19 protein-coding genes are annotated in these 20,399 nt (G+C 71.6%); 14 read left to right on the plus strand and 5 right to left on the minus strand.

The window, feature by feature from the left end; genetic code table 11:
- The first annotated feature begins 66 nt into the window (after positions 1 to 66).
- Positions 67 to 1,281 carry an NADP-dependent isocitrate dehydrogenase gene (locus ACTMTJ_RS01900; RefSeq protein WP_441214239.1) on the plus strand — a complete coding sequence of 405 codons (1,215 nt, stop codon included), beginning with the start codon at positions 67 to 69 and terminating at the stop codon, positions 1,279 to 1,281.
- Between the two features lie 287 nt (positions 1,282 to 1,568).
- On the opposite strand, the gene ACTMTJ_RS01905 is transcribed toward ACTMTJ_RS01900, so the two are convergent.
- The gene (locus ACTMTJ_RS01905) at positions 1,569 to 2,897 is read right to left on the minus strand and encodes a glycoside hydrolase family 36 protein (RefSeq protein ID WP_441214240.1); all 1,329 of its coding nucleotides are present in this window, start codon (positions 2,895 to 2,897) and stop codon (positions 1,569 to 1,571) included.
- Between the two features lie 77 nt (positions 2,898 to 2,974).
- On the opposite strand from ACTMTJ_RS01905, the gene ACTMTJ_RS01910 reads away from it, so the two are divergent.
- From ACTMTJ_RS01910 to ACTMTJ_RS01930, 5 genes are read left to right on the plus strand one after another with little or no spacing between them, the layout of a single operon-like run.
- Positions 2,975 to 4,936: a beta-galactosidase gene (locus tag ACTMTJ_RS01910; RefSeq protein ID WP_441214241.1), complete on the plus strand. Its 1,962-nt coding sequence runs from the start codon at positions 2,975 to 2,977 to the stop codon at positions 4,934 to 4,936.
- Positions 4,936 to 5,706: a DeoR/GlpR family DNA-binding transcription regulator gene (locus ACTMTJ_RS01915; protein WP_441214242.1), complete on the plus strand. Its 771-nt coding sequence runs from the start codon at positions 4,936 to 4,938 to the stop codon at positions 5,704 to 5,706. The genes ACTMTJ_RS01910 and ACTMTJ_RS01915 overlap by 1 nt, the downstream gene beginning before the upstream one ends.
- Positions 5,703 to 6,749, plus strand: a complete 1,047-nt coding sequence (gene galT, locus ACTMTJ_RS01920) for a galactose-1-phosphate uridylyltransferase (RefSeq protein WP_441214243.1) — start codon at positions 5,703 to 5,705, stop codon at positions 6,747 to 6,749. Before ACTMTJ_RS01915 ends, galT begins: the two co-directional genes overlap by 4 nt.
- A 39-nt stretch (positions 6,750 to 6,788) precedes the next feature.
- Positions 6,789 to 7,619, plus strand: a complete 831-nt coding sequence (locus ACTMTJ_RS01925) for an alpha/beta fold hydrolase (protein WP_441214244.1) — start codon at positions 6,789 to 6,791, stop codon at positions 7,617 to 7,619.
- Positions 7,616 to 8,848 carry a Type 1 glutamine amidotransferase-like domain-containing protein gene (locus tag ACTMTJ_RS01930; RefSeq protein WP_441214245.1) on the plus strand — a complete coding sequence of 411 codons (1,233 nt, stop codon included), beginning with the start codon at positions 7,616 to 7,618 and terminating at the stop codon, positions 8,846 to 8,848. The genes ACTMTJ_RS01925 and ACTMTJ_RS01930 overlap by 4 nt, the downstream gene beginning before the upstream one ends.
- A gap of 722 nt (positions 8,849 to 9,570) precedes the next feature.
- Here the strand turns inward: ACTMTJ_RS01930 and ACTMTJ_RS01935 are convergent.
- Positions 9,571 to 10,197: a response regulator gene (locus tag ACTMTJ_RS01935; protein WP_441214246.1), complete on the minus strand. Its 627-nt coding sequence runs from the start codon at positions 10,195 to 10,197 to the stop codon at positions 9,571 to 9,573.
- On the minus strand, positions 10,190 to 11,290 hold the full coding sequence (locus ACTMTJ_RS01940; RefSeq protein WP_441214247.1) for a GAF domain-containing sensor histidine kinase: 1,101 nt from the start codon (positions 11,288 to 11,290) through the stop codon (positions 10,190 to 10,192). The genes ACTMTJ_RS01935 and ACTMTJ_RS01940 overlap by 8 nt, the downstream gene beginning before the upstream one ends.
- A gap of 149 nt (positions 11,291 to 11,439) precedes the next feature.
- On the opposite strand from ACTMTJ_RS01940, the gene ACTMTJ_RS01945 reads away from it, so the two are divergent.
- From ACTMTJ_RS01945 to ACTMTJ_RS01970, 6 genes are read left to right on the plus strand one after another with little or no spacing between them, the layout of a single operon-like run.
- Positions 11,440 to 12,132: an SDR family NAD(P)-dependent oxidoreductase gene (locus tag ACTMTJ_RS01945; RefSeq protein ID WP_441214248.1), complete on the plus strand. Its 693-nt coding sequence runs from the start codon at positions 11,440 to 11,442 to the stop codon at positions 12,130 to 12,132.
- On the plus strand, positions 12,129 to 13,151 hold the full coding sequence (locus tag ACTMTJ_RS01950) for an S-adenosylmethionine:tRNA ribosyltransferase-isomerase (protein WP_441214249.1): 1,023 nt from the start codon (positions 12,129 to 12,131) through the stop codon (positions 13,149 to 13,151). The genes ACTMTJ_RS01945 and ACTMTJ_RS01950 overlap by 4 nt, the downstream gene beginning before the upstream one ends.
- A gap of 41 nt (positions 13,152 to 13,192) precedes the next feature.
- Entirely contained in the window at positions 13,193 to 13,912 is a 720-nt protein-coding gene (locus ACTMTJ_RS01955; protein WP_441214250.1) for an ABC transporter ATP-binding protein, read from the plus strand.
- Complete coding sequence (locus tag ACTMTJ_RS01960) at positions 13,909 to 14,724, plus strand: ABC transporter permease (RefSeq protein WP_441214251.1); 816 nt, start codon at positions 13,909 to 13,911, stop codon at positions 14,722 to 14,724. The genes ACTMTJ_RS01955 and ACTMTJ_RS01960 overlap by 4 nt, the downstream gene beginning before the upstream one ends.
- 40 nt (positions 14,725 to 14,764) lie before the next feature.
- Complete coding sequence (locus ACTMTJ_RS01965; protein WP_441214252.1) at positions 14,765 to 15,367, plus strand: RNA polymerase sigma factor; 603 nt, start codon at positions 14,765 to 14,767, stop codon at positions 15,365 to 15,367.
- A gap of 1 nt (position 15,368) precedes the next feature.
- A complete protein-coding gene (locus tag ACTMTJ_RS01970; protein WP_441214253.1) occupies positions 15,369 to 16,274 on the plus strand; it encodes a CU044_5270 family protein in 906 nt (301 codons plus the stop codon).
- Between the two features lie 4 nt (positions 16,275 to 16,278).
- Here the strand turns inward: ACTMTJ_RS01970 and ACTMTJ_RS01975 are convergent, their stop codons facing one another.
- Together ACTMTJ_RS01975 and ACTMTJ_RS01980 are read right to left on the minus strand one after the other, a co-directional pair.
- On the minus strand, positions 16,279 to 17,184 hold the full coding sequence (locus tag ACTMTJ_RS01975) for a glycosyltransferase family 2 protein (protein WP_441214254.1): 906 nt from the start codon (positions 17,182 to 17,184) through the stop codon (positions 16,279 to 16,281).
- The gene (locus tag ACTMTJ_RS01980; protein WP_441214255.1) at positions 17,181 to 18,122 is read right to left on the minus strand and encodes a sulfotransferase; all 942 of its coding nucleotides are present in this window, start codon (positions 18,120 to 18,122) and stop codon (positions 17,181 to 17,183) included. The genes ACTMTJ_RS01975 and ACTMTJ_RS01980 overlap by 4 nt, the downstream gene beginning before the upstream one ends.
- A 57-nt stretch (positions 18,123 to 18,179) precedes the next feature.
- Between ACTMTJ_RS01980 and ACTMTJ_RS01985 the strand changes: the two genes are divergently transcribed.
- Positions 18,180 to 18,950, plus strand: coding sequence for a WecB/TagA/CpsF family glycosyltransferase (locus tag ACTMTJ_RS01985; protein WP_441214256.1), 771 nt, complete (start codon positions 18,180 to 18,182; stop codon positions 18,948 to 18,950).
- 207 nt (positions 18,951 to 19,157) lie between these two features.
- Positions 19,158 to 20,396, plus strand: coding sequence for a hypothetical protein (locus tag ACTMTJ_RS01990; protein ID WP_441214257.1), 1,239 nt, complete (start codon positions 19,158 to 19,160; stop codon positions 20,394 to 20,396).
- Positions 20,397 to 20,399: the final 3 nt, after the last annotated feature.

Raw genomic sequence — 20,399 nt, forward strand, 5'->3', positions numbered from 1 at the left:
GGCAGTCTAGGCTGTGCAGTACGCTCGTACTGCTAATTAGAAGTCCCGGAGAGGAGCGCCGGCTCGATGGCGAAGATCAAAGTAGCGAAACCCGTTGTCGAGCTCGACGGCGACGAGATGACCCGGATCATCTGGAAGCAGATCCGGGAGCAGCTGATCCTGCCCTACCTCGATGTCGAGCTCGAGTACTACGACCTCTCGATCCAGTACCGCGACGAGACCGACGACCAGGTCACCGTCGACGCGGCCAACGCCATCAAGCGCCACGGCGTGGGCGTCAAGTGCGCCACCATCACGCCCGACGAGGCGCGGGTGGAGGAGTTCGGCCTGAAGAAGATGTGGCGCTCGCCCAACGGCACGATCCGCAACATCCTCGGCGGTGTCGTCTTCCGCGAGCCGATCATCATGTCCAACGTGCCGCGGCTCGTGCCCGGCTGGACCAAGCCCATCATCATCGGCCGTCACGCCCACGGCGACCAGTACAAGGCGACCGACTTCGTGGTGCCCGGCCCTGGCACGGTGACCATCACGTACACGCCCACGGACGGCAGCGCGCCGATCGAGCTCGAGGTGGCGAAGTTTCCCGGCGGCGGCATCGCGATGGGCATGTACAACTTCGACGACTCGATCCGTGACTTCGCCCGCGCGTCGTTCCGGTACGGCCTGGACCGCGGCTACCCGGTCTACCTGTCCACCAAGAACACGATCCTCAAGGCGTACGACGGCCGCTTCAAGGACCTGTTCGCCGAGGTGTTCGAGGCGGAGTTCAAGGACCAGTTCGCCGCGGCCGGGCTCACCTACGAGCACCGGCTGATCGACGACATGGTGGCCGCCGCCCTGAAGTGGGAGGGCGGCTTCGTGTGGGCCGCCAAGAACTACGACGGCGACGTGCAGTCCGACACGGTGGCGCAGGGCTTCGGCTCGCTGGGCCTGATGACCTCGGTGCTCATGACGCCCGACGGCAAGACCGTCGAGGCTGAGGCGGCGCACGGCACGGTCACCCGGCACTACCGGCAGTGGCAGAAGGGCGAGAAGACCTCGACCAACCCGATCGCCTCGATCTTCGCCTGGACCCGCGGCCTGGCCCACCGGGGCAAGCTCGACGGCACGCCGGCGGTGAGCGAGTTCGCCGACAAGCTGGAGCAGGTCTGCGTCGAGACCGTCGAGGGCGGCCAGATGACCAAGGACCTGGCGCTGCTCATCTCGCGCGAGGCGCCGTGGCTGACCACCGACGAGTTCATGAACGCGCTGGACCAGAACCTGTCCAAGAAGCTCGCCTGACCGGGCCGGGTGGGTGGCGCTCGCGCCGCCCACCCGGACTCAAAGAGCTTTGGAAATGCCCCTCTTCGGCCGTTTAGCGCGGCTGGGGAGGGGCATCGCGCATCTCGCGAGATATGGGGCGCGGGGGGCCCGGGACAGGGCCCCCCGCAGGGAAGGGACGGCAGGCTGTTCGCCATAGCCGTAAGACCGACGGCCGGCGCGGTGGGCGGCCATGACCGGCGATCTCACTGGACGTGACTGGCACCACGTCCACTAGTGCTAACGACCTCCTCGATCGCCGGTGACGGTCACGCTCGTTCAGGGAAAGGAGTCGGTGGCGGTGGGTCGCCGAGGAGGCGGCGGGTGGTCTCCAGGCCCCACTCGTCGAGCGCCGAGATGCGGTCGGAGCTGACCCGCAGGCCGCCGTACCGCTCGACCACCGACGCCCACTCCTCGCGGCGCTCCACGTCCGGGCGGGCGATGAGGCAGTCCGGGTCGTTCACCCAGAAGCGGCCGTGCTGCCAGGCCCGCGCCGCCGTGGAGAGCGCGGCGCCGCGCTGGGACGGCTGGGAGAGGTCACCGTCCGGCGGCTCGTACGTGGGGCTGGTGTCGGCCGATACCCGCATCGCGTCGTAGAGGCCGACGCTCGGCAGGATCGGCGCGCCGCAGCCGAGCAGGTACGCGTCCGGGCCGATCATCTCGCGGAGCAGGGCGACGCCGCTGCGGTACGCGGCCAGCGGCTCGACACCGGTGTGGCGCGAGCCGGAGAGGGCGGCGGCGTACGCAAAATCGATCTTGAAGTAGTCGAAGCCGAGTCCGGCCAGCCACGAGAAGACCTCGCGCAGGTAGTCGGCGGCGTCCGGGTTGGTGGTGTCCAGGCCGTACGACGGGCCGGCCCAGTGCTCGCCGGCCGAGACCGGCAGGCCGTCGGGGCCGGCGATCAGCCACTCCGGGTGCTCGGTGGCGAGCCAGCTGCCCTCCTCGACCCAAAACGGGGCCACCCAGATCCCGGCCCGCAGTCCCGCGTCCCGGATCCGTGCGGCCACGCCCGCCAGCGAGTCGAACCGGTCGGAGAGCCGCAGCCAGTCGCCCACCGCGCGCTGCCAGCCGGCGTCCACCTGGACCACGTCGACCGGCAGGTCGCGCTCGCGGATGACGGCGATGTTCTCGGCGATGTCGGCCTCGGTGACCCGGTCGAAGTAGTGGTACCAGGAGCACCAGGCGGTCGGTGCCTCCCGGGGCAGGTCCGCTCCCGCCGTGCGGGCGAAGCCCGACGCCCAGTCGCCCAGCGGCACGCCGGTGTGCGCGGTGACCGGCCCGTCCGCCGTGACCACGAGCCGGCCGTCGACGAGCGTGGCGCGGATCGAGGGGACGGTCAGCGGGTCGGGCGCGGTGTACAGGCGCAGCGGCCCGCCGTCGCCGGGGTCGACCGCCAGCAGCCCCTCGCCCTGAAAGCCGTCGTCCGGCGCGGCGATCTCCGGCCGGTAGTTGCCCCGCCGCCGCCACTCCGCCGCCGGGCGGGGTGGCGGCGCGTCGACGGGGTACCAGGAGGTGGGTGACCAGGACTGCCAGCCCTCCTCGTAGACCCGGGCCGTCCCCGCGGCGATCCGGATCTCGTCGACGATCTCGAAGAGCACGGGCACAGGATGTCACACGAGGTGGGCGTGCGGTAGTGTTCGATTCTGTTGACTTAAGTTAGGAGGAGGTGCGGCGAGTGGCGCTCTGGTACGGCGGCGACTACAACCCCGAGCAGTGGCCGGAGAGCGTGTGGCCGGAAGACGTGCGGCTGATGCGCGAGGCCGGCGTCAACCTGGCCACGGTCGGCGTCTTCGCCTGGGCCTGGCTGGAGCCGGCCGAGGGCGTCTACACCTTCGACCGCCTCGACCGTATCCTCGACGGCCTGCACGCCGGCGGCATATCTGTCGACCTCGCCACCGCCACCGCCTCGCCGCCGGCCTGGTTCTCCCACGCGTACCCGGAGATCCTCCCGGTCGACGCCGGCGGCCGGCGCCTGACCTACGGCAGCCGCCAGGCGTTCTGCCCCAGCTCACCCCGCTACCGCCAGGCGGCGGCGCGGCTGGCCGAGCAGATCGCCCGCCGCTACCACGGCCACCCCGCGCTTGCCATGTGGCACGTCCACAACGAGTACGGCTGCCACAACGCCCACTGCTACTGCGAGGTCTCCGCGGAGGCGTTCCGCGACTGGCTCCGCGTGCGGTACGGCGACCTCGACGCGCTCAACGAGGCGTGGGGCACCACCTTCTGGTCGCAGACCTACACCGACTGGGCCCAGGTGCAGCCGCCCCGCGCGACGGTCACCTCGTCCAACCCAGGGCAGGTGCTCGACTTCAAGCGGTTCAGCTCGGACGAGCACCTGGCCAACTTCACCGCCGAGCGCGACCTGCTGCACAAGCTCTCGCCGGGCGTGCCGGTCACCACCAACCTCATGACCGCCGCCTGCTTCGACCTCGACTACTGGGCCTGGGGGCGGGAGATGACCGGCCCCGACCGGCTCGTCTCCAACGACCACTACCTCGTCGGCGACGACCCGCGCGAGGCGCCGGCCCAGTCCGCGTACGCGGCCGACCTGTCCCGCTCGCTCGGTGGCGGCGCGCCGTGGCTGCTGATGGAGCACTCCACCAGCGCGGTCAACTGGCAGCCACGTAACTTCGCCAAGCGCCCCGGCCAGCTGATCCGGGAGAGCCTGGGCAACGTGGCGCGCGGCTCCGAGGGCGCGATGTTCTTCCAATGGCGGGCCAGCCGCGCCGGCTCGGAAAAGTGGCACTCGGCGATGCTGCCCCACGCCGGCACCGACTCGAAGATCTGGCGCGAGGTGGTGCGGCTCGGCTCGCATCTGCGGCAGCTGTCCGAAGTGGAGGGTGCGCGCACGGTCGCCGACGTCGCCCTGCTGCTCGACTACCCGAGTGCGTGGGCGCAGGAGGCGCGTAACCAGCCGAGCGTCGACATGACCGCATTCACCGAGATCATGCGGTGGCACGCGGCGTTGTGGCGGGCCGGCGTCACCGCCGACCTCGCCCACCCCGGTGCCGACATTTCCGGGTACCGGCTGGTGCTCGCACCCGCACTGTATCTGCTCTCGACCGAGGCCGCGGACAACCTGCGCTCCTATGTGGAGGGCGGTGGCACGCTCGCCGTCGGGCCCTACAGCGGGCTCGTCGACGAGCACGACCGCGTGCACCCGGCGCCGCTGCCCGGCGCGCTCGCCGGCCTGCTCGGCGTCCGCGTCGATGAGTTCTACCCGACGGCCGAGCCCGTGCCGCTCGACGACGGCTCGACCGGGACACTGTGGACGGAGGCGCTGGAGAGCGACGGCGCCGACGTCGTCGCGCGGTACGCGGCCGGTCCGCTCGCCGGTGCCCCGGCACTGACCCGCCACGGCACCGCCTGGTACACCAGCACCCGCCTCGCCGACCCCGACCTGGCCCGCTGGCTCGGCGCGGTGGCGGAGACGGCCGGCGTGGCGCCCACTCATCCGGTGCCGGCCGGCGTCGAGGCGGTCCGGCGCCGGCACGCCGACGGCCGCACGTACCTCTTCCTGATGAACCACACCGACACCCCCGCCGCGGTCGAGGCCGCCGGCACCGACCTGCTGACCGGCGCGGCCTGGACCGGCCGGCTCGACCCGGGTGGCGTCGCCGTCCTGCGGGAGGACTGATGCTCGCACCACAGCGCCAGGCCGCGATCCTGGACAGAGTCAGAGCCGCCGGCGGGGTACGGGTCACCGAGCTGGCCGCCGAGTTCGGCGTGTCCGACATGACGATCCGCCGCGACCTGGAGGCGCTCGCCGATCGCGGCCTGCTGTCCAAGGTGCACGGTGGCGCCACGTCCATGCATCCCGGCTCCACCGACGAGCCGGGCTTCGCGGCCAAGTCGATCCGCCAGCGGGCGGAGAAGGCCGCCATCGCGATCCGGGCCGCGCAGCTGGTCAGCCCCGGCACGGCGGTGGCCCTGTCCGCGGGCACCACGACGGCCGAGCTGGCCCAGCGGCTCGTCGACGTGCCGGAGCTGACCGTGGTGACCAACTCGATCCCGGTCGCCGACGTCTTCTACCGCGCCGGCCGGCCCGACCAGACGGTGGTGCTGACCGGCGGGGTGCGTACCCCTTCCGACGCGCTGGTCGGCCCGGTCGCGCTGACCGCGATCCGCTCGCTCCACCTGGACGTGCTCTTCCTGGGGGTACACGGGATGAGCGAGCGGGCCGGCTTCACCACGCCCAACCTGATGGAGGCGGACACCAACCGGGCGCTGGTCGCCGCCGCCGAACGCCTCGTGGTGCTCGCCGACCACACCAAGTGGGGCACGGTCGGCATCTCCTCCATCGCCGAGCTGTCCGAAGCGCACGTCGTGGTGAGCGACGCCGCCCTGCCCGAGGCCGCCCAGGCCACCCTGACCGAGCACGTCGAGGAGCTGGTGATCGTCCCGTGAGGAAGACATCCACCACACTGGCCGATGGCCGCGAACTGATCTACTTCGACGAGCGCGACGACGTCGAACGCGACGCGGTCGACAAGCGTGACCTGCCACCGCCACCGCCGGCGTCCCAGCTGCGGTACGACGCGCTCGTCGACGAGTGGGTGGCGATCGCCGCGCACCGGCAGACCCGCACGTTTCTGCCACCGGCCGACGAGTGCCCGCTCGACCCGTCGCGCGACGGGAAGGAGACCGAGATCCCCGCGTCCGACTACGACGTGGTGGTCTTCGAAAACCGCTTCCCGTCCTTCAGCGACCGCCCGGTCGAGCTCCCCGAGGGCGTCGTGGCCCGCCCGGCGCACGGCCGGTGCGAGGTGGTCTGCTTCACGTCCGACCACAACGCCTCGTTCGCCACGCTGCCGCCGTCCCGCGTGCGCACGGTGCTGGAGGCGCAGATCGACCGCACCCTGGCACTGTCCGCGATGGACGGGGTCGAGCAGGTGTTCTGCTTCGAAAACCGGGGCGTCGAGATCGGTGTCACCCTGCACCACCCGCACGGCCAGATCTACGCTTACCCCTTCGTCACCCCACGCACCCGCGCGATGCTGGCGGCCTCCCGCGGCCGTCCGGTGTACTCGGAGCTGCTGGCCAGCGAGCGCGCGGCCGGCGTACGCGTCGTGGCCTCCAACGAGCACTGGACCGCCTTCGTGCCGGTGGCCGCGCGGTGGCCGTTCGAGGTGCACGTCGCGCCGCACCGCCGGGTACCCGACATGCCCGCCCTCGACGACGCCGAGCGCGACGCCTTCGGCCCGCTCTACCTGGATGTGCTGCGCCGCTTCGACGCCCTCTTCGGCGTGCCGATGCCGTACATCTCCGCGTGGCACCAGGCCCCGGTGCACAGCGGCCGCGAGGAGAGCCACCTGCACCTCCAGCTCTTCAGCATCCGCCGGGCCGCCAACAAGCTGAAGTACCTGGCCGGCTCCGAGTCCGCGATGGGCGTATTCATCAACGACGTGGTCCCCGAAGAAGCCGCCCACCTCCTGCGCGAAGCCGGGTAACGCTGGAATCTTGTCCCACCCTGCGCCTAGATTCAGGGCGTGGATCTGCGCGTAGCGGTGGGTGAGGGCGTTCATCTGCGCGTGCGCCGGCACGACGGCGAGCGCGAGCCGTCGTTCCTGCTGGTGCACGGCCTCGCGTCCAATGCGCTCCTCTGGGACGAGGTGGCCGCCGCGCTGGCGGAAGCCGGCCACGGGTCGTATGCCGTCGACCTGCGTGGTCACGGCGAGTCCGACCTGCCCGACACCGGCTACGACGCGGGCACCGCCGCCGCCGATCTGGCGGCCGTGGCCACCGCGCTGGAGCTGCACGATGTCGTGGTGGCCGGGCAGTCGTGGGGTGGCAATGTCGTGGTCCGGCTCGCCGCCGAGCACCCCGCGCTGGTCAAGGCCCTCGCGCTCGTCGATGGCGGGTGGATCGACCTGTCCTCCCAGTTCGACACCTGGGAGGAATGTGCGAAGGCGCTGCGCCCGCCCGACCTCGACGGGCTGCGGGTCGACCAGATGCGCGGGTTTCTGCGGCGGGCCCACCCCGACTGGTCGCCCGCGGCGGTCGAGGCCACGGTGGCCAACCTGCGGGTCCGGCCCGACGGCACGCTTGAGCGGCGGCTGCCCATCCCGCGACACATGGAGATCGTCCGCGACATGTGGGACGACCCGCCGCGGCGTTTCTACCCCGCGCTGGCCATGCCGGTGCTGCTCGTGCCGGCGCTCCCCGACGACCAGGAGCGGGCCGCGCGGAGCCGGGCGCGGGTCGAGGCCGCGGCGCGGGCGCTGGCCGACGCCACCATCCGGGAGTACCCGGGAGGCGACCACGACCTGCACGCGCAGCACCCGCGCGAGTTGGCGGCCGACCTACTGAGGCTGGCATGAGTGGCGTCCTGGTCATCATGGGCTCGGGCGAGACCGCGCCGACGATGGTCAAGCCGCACCGGGCGATCCTGGAGCAGGTCGGCGAGCGGCGCGCGGTGCTGCTCGACACGCCGTATGGTTTTCAGTCCAACGCCGACGACATCTCGGCGCGCGCCGTCGGCTACTTCGCGGCCAGCGTGGGGCGGCAGATCGACGTGCTCTCCTGGCGCCGCCCACCCACCGACACGCTGGAGCGGGAGCGGGCACTGACCACGCTCCGCGAGGCCGGCTGGGTGTTCGCCGGTCCGGGCAGCCCCACCTACGCGCTGCGCCAGTGGCGAGACACCCCCGTGCCCGACCTGATCGCGGGCAAGCTGCGCGACGGCGGCGTGGTCTGCTTCGCGAGCGCCGCGGCGCTGACGCTCGGCAGCCACGCCATCCCGGTCTACGAGATCTACAAGGCCGGCGTCGAGCCACACTGGGTGCCCGGCCTCGACCTTGTCTCGCCACTGCTCGGCTTTCCCGCCGTGATCATCCCGCACTACGACAACGCCGAGGGCGGCCACCACGACACCCGCTACTGCTACCTCGGCGAGGGCCGGCTGTGCGCGATGGAGGCCGAGCTGCCGGAGGAGACGCTGATCCTCGGCGTCGACGAGCACACGGCGGTGCTCTTCGACCTCACCGCGGGCACGGCCGCGGTGCTGGGCAATGGGCAGTTCACGATCCGCCACGGCGGCCAGAGCACGATCCACCCGCCCGGCTCGGTGGTCGCCATCGCGACACTTGCCTCCGGCGGTTCCGCGGTGGTCCCGGTGCCAGCCGGCGCGCCACCCGACAAAGCGCCGGCCCAGCCGCTGCCCGAGTCGTCGCTCAAGGCCGCCGCCGACGCGCTCGAGGCCCGCTTCGACATCGCGCTGGCCGCCCGAGACGTCGACGCCTGCGTGGCCGCCATCCTCGACCTCGAGCAGATCATCGTCGACTGGTCCGCCGACACCAACATCTCCGACGAGGGCGAGCAGGCCCGCGCGGTGCTCCGCTCGATGGTCGTGCGCCTCGGCGAGCTGGCCCACGGCGGCGCCCGCGACCCCCGCGAAGTGCTCGGCCCCTACGTCTCACTGCTGCTCGACCTGCGCACCAAGGCCCGCGCCGCCCGCGACTTCGCCACCTCCGACGAGATCCGCGACCGCCTCACCGCCGCGGGCGTAGAGGTCCGCGACACCCCGGCGGGTCCGGAGTGGACGATCTAGCGACCTTTCGGAGTCGGGGTAGCCTTCGACCCCTATTTAGATGTGAGCTACCGCGATGCCCGTCGTGGTCCGTGCCGTTGCTCCCGCGGCCTCGCCCGTCCGCCGCTGGTCGCGCTCACCCCGGCGGCTGCGCCGGGCCTTACGGCCTCGGCCGGGAGGTAGGTGCGCGCGGGATGCGTTCCCTAGAGTGGCCACCCCCGGTCGGCCCACCGCCGTACGCACGATGGCGTGAACGCATCGGTGCGCTCAGCTCGGCCGAAATCTCCGGTTGTCCACCGCAGGTCCGCGGGACAAGCCCCCGGCGGGGGTCTTCGCGCGGGCGCTACCTGCGCCATCCTGACGCAGCGTCACCAGCCCTGGGTCGGGACGTCCAGATCTAGGAGAGTTAGGGCGCGCTATTTCAGCCCTAACTCTCCTAGATCTGGAATCTCGCGCCGCTCACACCGCCGCGGCGGTTACTCGCGGCGCCGAGAACCCTGTTGCTTTCCCGGATCGCCGATCCGGGAACGGGCATTGTGGACAAACGTCGACCACCGCCTGGCGTGAGCTCAATCCGCCCCGCCGGTTGCGCGCAAGGGGGTGAGCGCGACCAGCGGCGGACGGGTGAGGCCGCGGGAGCAGCGGTCTGGACCACGACGGACGTCGCGGTAGCTCAAAATCCCCGTCCTAAAGGGACTAGAGGCAAGCCACCTCGACTCCGAAAGGCCTCTAAGAAGCCATTTCTAGACCAGGCCGGCGCGGACGGCGTAGAGGGCGGCTTGGGTGCGGTCTTGCACGGCGAGCTTGCCGAGGATGGCGCTGACGTGGGTCTTGACGGTCTTCTCCGACACGGCCAGCGCCTTCGCGATCTCGCGGTTGGAGCGGCCGCGGGCTACCTCGATCAGCACCTCGCGTTCCCGCGCGGTCAGTGGCGGGGCGGTCGATGGGGTGTCGCCGGCCGCGAGCAGGCGCGCCACGTCCGGGTGGAGGAGCACGTGGCCGGCGTGTACGGCGCGGATGGCGGCGGCCAGCGCGGGCGGGTCGACGTCCTTGTAGACGTAGCCGGCGGCGCCGGCGCGTACGGCCGGGAGGACCGCGGTCGGCTCGGTGAAGCTGGTGATCACCAGGACGCGCGGCGGGTCGTCCAGCTCGCGCAGGCCGTGCAGAGCCACGATGCCGTCGGCGCCGGGCATGCGCAGGTCGAGCAGGACCACGTCGGGGCGGAGGCGTTGGGCCTCGGTGACGCAGGCGGCGCCGTCTTCGGCCTCGCCCACAACGGCGATGCCCTCTTGCACGTCCAGAAATGTGCGCAGGCCCTGCCGCACGACCGGGTGGTCGTCGACGACCAGCACGCGGATCGGCTCAGCCACCGGTGGGCACCTCCAGCCGTACGCTCGTGCCGGCGCCCGGCGCCGACGTGACCTTGAGCGTGCCGCCGACGGCCGAGGCGCGCTCGCGCATCGAGGCGAGGCCCAGCTTGCGGGCCGCGAGCGCCGGTGCGGCGGCGTCGAAGCCCCTGCCGTCGTCGTCGACCCGCAGCACCACCTTGCCGCCCTCGGCGCGCAGCTCCACGGTCACCGACTTCGGCTGGCCGTGCCGGAGCGCGTTGTGCAGCGCCTCCTGCGCGGTGCGGTAGACCGCCTCCTCCCGTGCGGCGGTGAGCCGGGGCACCGCCGAGCCGGTGAAGCGGACGGTCGCGGCGTGCACCCGGTCGAGCAGCTCCGCCTGCTTGCGCAGCGCCACGTCGAGGCCGTCGCCGGACAGGTCCACCGGGCGGAGGCCGTCCACAATGGAGCGCAGCTCGCCGGCCGCGTCGGCGGCCAGGTGGCGTACCGTCTCCAGCTGCGCGGCGGCCGCGGCCGGGTCGCGGTCGACGAGGGTCGCCGCGGCGTCCGCCGTCAGCCGCAGGCTGAAGAGCTTTTGCGTCACCGCGTCGTGCAGCTCGCGGGCGATCCGGTTGCGTTCCTCCACGATGGACAGCTCGCGGCTGCGCTCGTACAGGCGGGCGTTGACCAACGCGATGGCGGCGTGCGCGGCGAGCAGCCGGAGCAGCTCCTCGTCGTCGGCGGTGAAGCCGCCCGGCTCGATCTTGTTGGCCAGGTAGAGCTCGCCGAGGATCTCGTCGCCGTCGATGATCGGCATGCCGAGGAAGTCCTTGAGCACCGGGTGCGCCTTCGGCCACCAGCCGAAGCGGGGATGCTCGCGGATGTCGTCCATCCGCACCGCGTGCGGGGAGCGGAGCATCTCGCCGAGTACGCCGTGCTGGCGCGGGAGCGGGCCGATCGCCCGCCACTGCTCGTCGCTGACGCCGTCGGCGAGAAACTCGGCGAAGCCGCCGTCGCTGTCCGGCACGCCGAGCGCCGCGTACCTGGCGCCGAGCAGGCGGCGGGCCGACGTGAGGATCGTCTGGAGCACCTCGCGCACGGACAGGTGCGCGGTGACGGCCAGGACCGCAGCGCTCACGTCGCGCAGCTCACCACGATCGCACACACTCTCAGGCTACCCACGGTGACGCCGATCCGGATCGGGCCGTGGTCCTAGGTCCAAAGACCGAGGACCGGACCGGCTGCGGCCCGATGGCAGGCCGCCCGCCGCTACCTAGCGTCAATGCCATGCCTGTCGCAATCATCACCGGCGCCTCCCGGGGGCTCGGGCTGGCGCTCACGCACGGACTCGCCGGAGCCGGCTGGGACCTCGTGGTCGACGGCCGGGACGCCGCCGCGCTCGCCGAAGCAGCCGCCGCCGTGCCGCGGGACGTCACCGCGCTGGCCGGCGACGTCACCGACCCGGCGCACCGGCTGGCGCTGGTCGCCGCCGCGGACCGGCTGGGCGGCGCCGACCTGCTGGTCAACAACGCGGGCATCCTCGGTCCCAGCCCGCAGCCGGCGCTCGCCGACTACCCGCTGGACGCGCTCCGCGAGGTGTACGAGGTGAACGTCGTCGCCCCGCTCGCGCTGGCCCAGCTCGCCCTGCCCGGCCTGCGGGCCCGCGGCGGCGCGCTGGTCAACGTCACCTCCGACGCGGCCGTCGAGGCGTACGAGGGATGGGGTGGCTACGGCTCGGCCAAGGCGGCGGTCGAGCAGGCCAGCCGCATCCTCGCCGCCGAGGAGCCGGGGGTACGCGTGTGGTGGGTGGACCCGGGCGACCTGCGCACCCGCATGCACCAGGAGGCGTTTCCGGGCGAGGACATCAGCGACCGCCCCGAGCCGCACACCGTCGTGCCGGCGTTCCGGCGGCTGGTCGAGAGCCGGCCGCCGTCCGGGCGGATCCGCCTCGCCGACCTGCTGGCCGGGGCGCCGGCATGACCGTGCCGACGTTCACACTTCCCGCCGAGCTGGAGGCGCACGAGCCGCCGGAAGCGCGCGGCCTGGCCCGGGACGGTGTGCGGCTGCTCGCCGGTGAGGTGTCCACCGGCGTGATCGCCCACCGTCGCTTCACGGACCTGCCGCGCCTGCTCCGCGCCGGGGACGTGCTCGTGGTGAACACCTCGGGCACGCTCCCCGCGGCGGTGCCCGTGGTGGGTGCGGCCCTGACTGTCCACTTCAGCACGGAGCTCCAACGCGGGGAGTGGCTCGTCGAGCTGCGCGCGGCGGCGGGCAAGGCGACCCGGCCGTACGACGGGGGCGTCGCCGGGCAGCGGTATCCGTTGCCCGGCGGCGGGTCGGTGCGCCTGCGCGAGGAGTACTCGAGGGGTCGACTGTGGACGGCCACAGTGGACGCCGGCGGGCCGGTCGAGGGTTACCTGCGGGCCTACGGGCAGCCGATCCGGTACTCCTACGTGCCCCGCCCGTGGCCGCTGTCCTACTACCAGACGGTCTTCGCCACCGAGCCGGGCAGCGCGGAGATGCCGAGCGCGGCCCGCCCGTTCAGCGAACGGGTGGTGACCCGGCTCGTCGCCGCCGGCGTGCTGATCGCGCCGATAGTCCTGCACACGGGTGTGGCGTCGCCGGAAGCGCACGAGCGCCCGTACCCGGAGAGGTTTGTGGTGCCGGAGACCACCGCGCGGCTCGTCACCCAGGCCAGGGCCGGCGGCGGTCGAGTGATCGCGGTCGGCACGACCGCGGTGCGCGCGCTGGAGACCGCGGCGACCGGGGACGGCGTGGTGGCCGCGGCGAGCGGCTGGACCGAGCTGGTGGTGACGCCCGAGCGCGGCGTACGCGTCGTGGACGGCCTGCTCACCGGCTTTCACGAGCCGCGCGCGTCGCACCTCGACCTGCTGGAGACGATCGCCGGACGCCCGCTGCTGGACCGCGTCTACGCCGAGGCGATCGAGGCCCGCTACCTGTGGCACGAGTTCGGCGACGTCAACCTGATCCTCCCGTAAATGCGTTGCCCGGCCGGGGCATTGCTCGGAGCATCGATGTCATGACCGTGCTCGAGGCTGTTTCGCTGACCAAGCGGTTCGGCCCCGTGACGGCCGTCGACGGGGTGAGCTTCAGCGTCGGCGAGGGAGAGATCGTGGGGCTGCTGGGGCCCAACGGCGCCGGCAAGACCACCACACTGCACATGGTGCTCGGCCTGACCACGCCGGATACCGGCACGGTCCGGATGTTCGGGCGCGACCTGGCCAAGCACCGCACCTGGGCGCTGTCCCGGGTCAACTTCGCGGCCAGCTACGTGAGCCTGCCCTGGGTGCTGCGCGTCGGCGAGATCCTCGACGTCTTCGCCCACATGTACGGGCTGCGCGAGCCGCGCCGCCGGGTGGCCCAGCTGATAGAGCTGCTCGACCTCGGTGAGCTGCGCGACCGGCGCTACGGGCGGCTCTCGTCCGGGCAGCAGACCCGGGTGCAGCTGGCCAAGGCGTTGCTCAACGAGCCGGGGCTGCTGGTGCTCGACGAGCCGACGGCCAACCTCGACCCGGACGTCGGCGACCGGATCCGCGAGCTGCTGCTTCGCGAGGCCCACCGCACCGGGCGGGCGATGCTGATCACGTCGCACAACATGCCGGAGGTCGAGCGGATGTGCAGCCGCATCCACTTCGTCTCGGGCGGCCAGATCGTCGCGACCGGCAGCGCGGTGGAGCTGGCCGGGGCGTACGGGGTAGACGATCTGGAAGCGGTGTTTCTGAGGGTGGCACGAGGATGACTTCCCTACTTCTCGACGGGCCCGCGGCGCGGCGCCGGCGGATAGTGAGCGTGATCCGCCGCGACTTCTTCTCGCTGCGCCGCGACCCGCCCCGCATGATCGACATGGCGTTCTGGCCTACCGCGGAGCTGGTGCTGTGGGGCCTCGTCTCGCTCTACCTTCAGCAAAACCGCGTGCACATCGCGGTGGCGATGCTGCTTGGCGCCGTGCTGCTGTGGCAGGTGCTACACCGGGCGCAGGGCGAGGTGACCTTCGGCTTCCTCTTCGACGTGTGGAGCAGCAACCTGCTCAACGTCTTCGTCTCACCGCTGTCCACCATCGAGTACGTCGCGGGCCTGCTGCTCGCCAGCGTGGTCAAGGTGACGGTGACGATCGGCGTGATGTCGGTGCTCGCGTTCATCTTCTACGGCTTCGGCGTGCTCACGATCGGTCCGGCGCTCGTGCCGTTCATGGCGGTGCTGATGGTCATGGGCTGGGCCCTCGGCGTGGTGGCGATCGGTGCCGTGATCCGGTTCGGGCAGAGCGCTCAGATCGTCGCGTTCATCCTGGTGTTCGTGTTCCAGCCGTTCGCGGCGGTCTTCTACCCGCTGTCGGTGCTGCCCGCTCCGGCGGAGGCGGTCGCCGCACTCGTGCCCGCCAGCCACGTCTTCGAAGGGATGCGCGCGGTGCTCACCGGCGGCGGCGTGTCGTGGGGTGGCCTTGCCGTGGCCGCGCTGCTCGACCTCGTGTACGTCGCGGCCGCGCTCGGCTTCCTGCTCTACTCGCTGCGCTACGCCCGCCTGAAGGGCAAGCTGTCGAGGTTCGGCTCGTAGCTTTTCCGAACGCTCAGCGGGGGTCCGGGCAATAGCGGGTATGAGCGACGCGACCACGGCGGCGGCACCCGAGACGGTGGCGCCGCCGGAGCCGAGCGACGGCGAGCTGATCCGGCGGTCGCTGGCCGCCGGGGAAGACTTCGCCGCTGTCTTCGATCGGCACGGGCGTGCGGTGCACCGCTACCTCGCCCGCCGGGTCGGCCGCTCACTGGCCGACGACCTGACCAGCGAGACGTTCCTGCTGGCCTTCCGGCTGCGCGGGCGCTACGACACCAGCCAGCGTGACGCCCGGCCGTGGCTCTTCGGTCTCGCCACCAACCTTGTGCACCGGCACCGGCGGACCGAGGTGCGCCAGTACCGGGCGTTCGCGCGTACCGGCGTCGACCCGGTCGCCGAGCCGCACGCCGAGGTGGTGGACCGGGTGGTGGCGACTTCGGCGAGCCGCCGGCTGGCCGCGGTGCTGGCGAAGCTGCCCGCCAAGGAGCGGGACGTGCTGCTGCTGGTCGCCCGCGAGGAGCTCAGCCTCGTCGACGTCGCACGCGCCCTCGACATCCCCGCCGGCACCGTGCGGTCCCGCCTGCACAGCGCGCGCCAGCGCCTGCGCCGCGCGCTCGCCGACCTCGACCCACATGAGGAGTACTGACGTGAACGACCTCGACTACGTGCGTGACCTGCGCCGCGACCTCCCACTGGCGGACGACGCCACGCTGGAGCGGATCCGTTCGGGGCTGGTGCGCGAGGCACACCGGCCGGCCCACCGGACTCGCCGGCTGTGGCGTTTCGCGGCGGTGCCGAGCCTGGCCGCCGCGGCCGTCGCCACCGTGCTGGTGCTGGCCGCCGCACCGTGGACCGCTAGCCGCGACGAGCCGGTGGCGGCACCGCCGCGATCCGCCGCCGAGGTGCTGGCGGGCGCCGCACTCGCCGCCCAGCAGGGCATGGCGGTCCGTCCCGACCAGTTCATCTTCGTCGAGTCGATCCAGGTGGACACGCCGGGGACGGCGGGCATGAGCCGGCGGATCTGGCTCTCCGCGGACGGCCGGCGGGCCGGGCTGCTGCACGTCCAGCCGCGCGGGTCGAAGAGCGGGTGGTGGCAGACGAGCCTCGAGGACTGCCCCGGCGGCGTGTGGCGCACCGCCCGGCAGGGCACCCCGATCGCCTGCGAGCGTTCGGCCACCGGGGGCGCCGACCGCTCCGCCGCACCCGCGGACGCCACGGCGATGGAGGGGTACCTGCGCGACCGTGGCGGCGACGTCTTCACGGCCGCCCGCGACCTGCTCCGGGACAGCTACCTGCGCCCCGAGTCGCAGGTGGCGCTCTTCCAGGTTTTGGGCCGGCAGCCAGGCGTCACCGCGGACGACGGCGTCACGGACGCAGCCGGCCGCCGAGGCGTGTCAGTCGGCGTCTCGCGCGACGGCGTCCGCACCGAGCTGGTCTTCGACGCGACCACGTACAAGTACCTCGGCGAGCGAGTGGTCCGCGGTGAGCAGGTGGTGCGCGAGTCCGCCCAGCTCCGGGTGGCGATCGTGGACCGCCCCGGGCAGCTGCCCTAGCGGCTCAGATCCCGCGGCCGCGGCGGTGGAGGGCGGCCAGCACGTTCTCCACCTTGACGGCGCCGCTCATCGCGGCCAGTGCGATCGCGGCGCGCGGCTCCTTCCAGTTGGCGCGTACCGCCTCGCGGGTCCACCGCCACGCGTCGCCCCGGTTGCCGGTCGCCGCGGACCAGCAGGCGAGCTGCCCGTACACGCGGGCGGCGCCGGGCGCGCAGCCGTGGATCTCCGGGTGGCGGGACATCATCCAGCGCAGTGAGGAGATCTTCGTGTCGTACTCGTACGCGTAGTGGGAGGTGCGGCCCCACAGCACGCGCACCAGCGGCTCGTCGACGTGGACGATCGGTGAGCGGCGGGCGGCGCGGAAGAGCAGGTCCCAGTCCTCGTTCTGGCTGCCAGGCGCGTCCTCGGCGACGAGCCCCAACCGGCCCGAGTCGACGAGCGCGGTGCGCCGGATGAGGAAGCTCGACGAGTGCAGCATCGCCATCCGGGAACGCGCCAGCTGCTCCACCGTGACCTTGTCGCAGCCGGCGAGGCGCGGCGTACACCGGTCGCGAAACTCCACCTCGATCGCGCACGTGGCGAAGTCGCCCTTGTCGAGCGCCGCAACCTGCCGGCTCAGCTTTTGTGGCGCCCACCGGTCGTCGTCGTCGCAGAACGCCACAAGGTCGCTGTCCAGCGCCAGGATCCCGGTGTTGCGCGCGCCGGCCAGGCCGGGTGTGCGCCAGTTGGCCACCACCATCACGGGTACGCCCTCGGTGGTGGCCAGCAGCAGGTCCGGCTCGCTGCGGTCGAAGACGACGACGATCCGCACCGGCCCGGGGTAGTCCTGCTCGCGCACGCTCTGGATGGCCCGCCGCAGCAGCTCGGGACGGTCCCGGGTGGGGATCACGACGCCGACCGAGGGCGTCACGGCAGGCTCCGGCTGCGCAGCGGGTACCCGTAGGCGCGCAGCAGCGGCGCGCAGACCGTGCCGACCAGGCGGCGCTGCACCGGCGGCAGGGCGTCGCGCCAGTCGTCGTCGCGGCGCAGCGGCATCCGGCCGACGGTGAAGCGCATCGGGTTGCCCGCCGCGCTGTGCCCGGGGCGCAGCTCGGCCTCCTCGCCGTCGATGAACGTCAGGTCCGCCACCGTGACGTCCAGCCCGGCGAACGCGGCGAGGTCGAGCAGCCCGGTCCGCGGGTCCGCCACGAACTCCTCGTACCGGATCCGCCGCACCGGTATGCCGCGGCGCCCGAGGAGGGCGAAGGCGGCGTTGTGGGCATTCCAGAGAAGAGCGGACCGCGCCGGCGAGTAGCGCGTCATCTCCGACGGCACCTCGGCCTCCGGGCGCACCACGGTCTTGGTCCACGAGTACGCGACGCCGCGCGCGTCCCGGACGACGTGCACCACCCGCAGGTCGAGGCCGGGCCACCAGCGCAGGCAGTGGGCGAGCGCACTGTGCTTGGAGGAGTCGACCACCACCTGGGCGCCGGAGACGACGGCGGCCGCCTCGTAGATCGCCGCGTAGTAGCCGGCGTACTCCTCGATCAGTGCCACGTGCTCCTCGGGCAGCCGGGACGCGGCGAGGCGGGGGATGTAGCGGGTGCGCTCGACCGCGTTCTGGAGCGCCAGCACGCGGTACACGTCCACCTGGTGCCAGCCGCCGAAGGCCCGCTCGCCGACCGCGTCCCAGAAGTCGCACGACGAGAAGCGCGCGCCGCAGCCGCAGCGCTCGTCGTCGCGTACGTCGCGCTGCCACAGGTGCACGATCTCGCCCAGCGCACACACCCCGGGCAGCTCGCCCAGGAGGCGTTCGACCAGCGTGGTCCCGCTGCGCCCCAGACCGCCAAGAAACAGGACCTGTGCCACTTTCCCCACCTTCGCTCGTTCTGTCCTAATAACGAACGATCAAGCCATAGGACCGCAATGTCGGAACGAATACTGCTTGACGGCGTCTCCGTGGACGCCATCACCGAGGCGGAGGTGGTGGCCACGGTCCGCGCCGCGCTCGACCGGGGCGAAGGTGGGCGGATCGTCACACCCAACGTCGACATCCTGCGCCGGGCCCGCCTCGCCCCCGAAATCCGCGCCTACCTCGAGGACGCCACGCTCGTCGTCGCGGACGGCACACCGCTGGTGTGGGCCAGCCGCCTGGCCGGCACGCCGCTGCCGGAGCGGGTCACCGGTTCGGACCTGATCTGGTCGCTCTCCGCGGGCCTCGGGCTGGACGGCCGCTCGGTGTACCTGCTCGGCGGCGAGCCCGAGGACCCGGGCTGGGTGGACGGTGCCGGCCGGGCCGCCGCCCGCCTGGCCGCCGAATGCGCCGGCCTGCGCATCGCCGGCTGGCGCAGCCCGGAGTACGGCTTCGAGCACGACCCGCACCTGCTCGCGTCGGTACTCCGCGAGGTCGTGGAGGCGAAGCCCGACCTGGTGTACGTCGGCGTGGGCTTTCCCAAGCAGGAGTGGCTCGTGTCGCTGCTAAGGCCGGAGCTGCCGTTCAGCTGGTTCCTCGGCTGCGGCGCGGCGATCAACTTCGTGGCGGGGGATCGCGAGCGGGCCCCGGAGTGGATGCAGAAGTCGGGCCTGGAGTGGGCCCACCGGCTAGGCAACGAACCGCGGCGGCTGGCGAGCCGCTACTTGCGCCACGACGCCCCGTACGCCCTGCGCCTGCTCGCCAGCAACGCCGTACGCCGCTAGCGCGGAGGCCTCACCGTGAAGGTTTATGGCATCGCGCAAGAGAGCGGTGGTACGAAAGTCAACTCATGTGGTGTGCGAGTACCAATACAAAGATCGACGACGATATCGAGACTACCGATCCGGGCCGCGTTCCACGTCTTGGGCTTCCCGTGATCTCACTTCGAGACTCTGCGATCCTGACATCGGGGACAGGACCCAGGGGGTTGCATGACTGAGGTGCTGATCGAAATACAGCGGCGGCAGCACACCGACAGGTCGGGTGCCGAGCAGCTACTTCGCGACTTCATCCAAGACACATTTCCGCTCAACGTTTCGGCCGTCGAGCTGCGTCCCTTGGCCGTTTCGCTCAACTCGTTCAACGGGTTCCTGACGCTCGCTGACGGTCACCGGCTCTTCTTCAAGACCCATACCGAGCCGCACGCCGTCATAAGTGAGTTCTACAACTCCGCCCTCCTCGCGAAGGTGGGCTACCCGACGCTTGAGCCGGTGCATAGCTCCGTCACGGCCGGTCGACAGCTGCTCATTTACGAGGTTGTCGACGAGCCGTCCGTTTTCGACATCGCGTGGCAGATCGAGATCGACAGCGCGCCGGTGGGAAGCCTGGGCGCGCTGACCGAGGCACAGATCCGCAGCGACCGCCAGCTCTTCGAGATCTACGTCCGCAGTCTCGAGTGGCAAGATCCGGATTCTGCGGCTGTCGCCCCGGTGCACCAGCTCTTTCATCACCGCCTCGCCGGCACCCGTTTCAGGTCTTACTACGGCTCCGGCCAGATGCTGTCGCTCCCCGGGGCGAAGCTCCCGATAGCCGAGGTCTTCCGCAAGAGCTGGTCGGTTAATGGCCAGCGATACAAATGCAGTCTAGGATCCTTGATCGCCGACGCGGATCGACTGCTCCAGCCGTCCCGCCCGGGAGCATCCGTGATCGGGCATGGGGACGCGCATAACGGCAATATCTTCTTCGTCGAGCACGAGCGGCAGCTCGTCTATTTCGACCCGGCTTTCGGTGGTCGACACGACCCATTTCTCGATCTTGCGAAGCCGATCTTCCACAACACCTTCGCGATGTGGATGTATTATCCAGAGCTCAAGAACGCCGACCTGACGTTGACCTTGGACATCACCGACGAGGCCATCGTGGTCACCCATGACTTTGAGCTGCCACCGATCCGCCACATGTTTCTCCACAGCAAGCTTCAGCACACCCTGACCCCCATCTTGACAGAGCTGCGCGGCCGAGGATGGCTCCCGAAGGATTGGCGGGCGCGGTTCAAAGCCGCATTGTTCTGCTGCCCATTGCTTACGAAAAACCTCGCGGACGGATCGGCTTTTCCGCCGGAGATCAGAGCGCTCGGGTTCGCGATGGCCGTGGAGATGGGTGCGGAGAGCGGGGCGAGGCGGAGCCTGATAGACCGGTGCCTCGACGACATCGAGCGGCAAGTAGCCTGACGC

The organism is Phytohabitans sp. LJ34, assembly GCF_052068095.1.
Lineage (GTDB): Bacteria > Actinomycetota > Actinomycetes > Mycobacteriales > Micromonosporaceae > Phytohabitans.

Coding starts and splice junctions, on each gene's coding strand:
- ACTMTJ_RS01900 (WP_441214239.1), top strand. CDS start 67: ATGGCGAAGATCAAAGTAGCGAAACCCGTTGTCGAGCTCGACGGCGAC.
- ACTMTJ_RS01915 (WP_441214242.1), top strand. CDS start 4,936: ATGCTCGCACCACAGCGCCAGGCCGCGATCCTGGACAGAGTCAGAGCC.
- ACTMTJ_RS01930 (WP_441214245.1), top strand. CDS start 7,616: ATGAGTGGCGTCCTGGTCATCATGGGCTCGGGCGAGACCGCGCCGACG.
- ACTMTJ_RS01945 (WP_441214248.1), top strand. CDS start 11,440: ATGCCTGTCGCAATCATCACCGGCGCCTCCCGGGGGCTCGGGCTGGCG.
- ACTMTJ_RS01950 (WP_441214249.1), top strand. CDS start 12,129: ATGACCGTGCCGACGTTCACACTTCCCGCCGAGCTGGAGGCGCACGAG.
- ACTMTJ_RS01955 (WP_441214250.1), top strand. CDS start 13,193: ATGACCGTGCTCGAGGCTGTTTCGCTGACCAAGCGGTTCGGCCCCGTG.
- ACTMTJ_RS01960 (WP_441214251.1), top strand. CDS start 13,909: ATGACTTCCCTACTTCTCGACGGGCCCGCGGCGCGGCGCCGGCGGATA.
- ACTMTJ_RS01965 (WP_441214252.1), top strand. CDS start 14,765: ATGAGCGACGCGACCACGGCGGCGGCACCCGAGACGGTGGCGCCGCCG.
- ACTMTJ_RS01985 (WP_441214256.1), top strand. CDS start 18,180: ATGTCGGAACGAATACTGCTTGACGGCGTCTCCGTGGACGCCATCACC.
- ACTMTJ_RS01990 (WP_441214257.1), top strand. CDS start 19,158: ATGACTGAGGTGCTGATCGAAATACAGCGGCGGCAGCACACCGACAGG.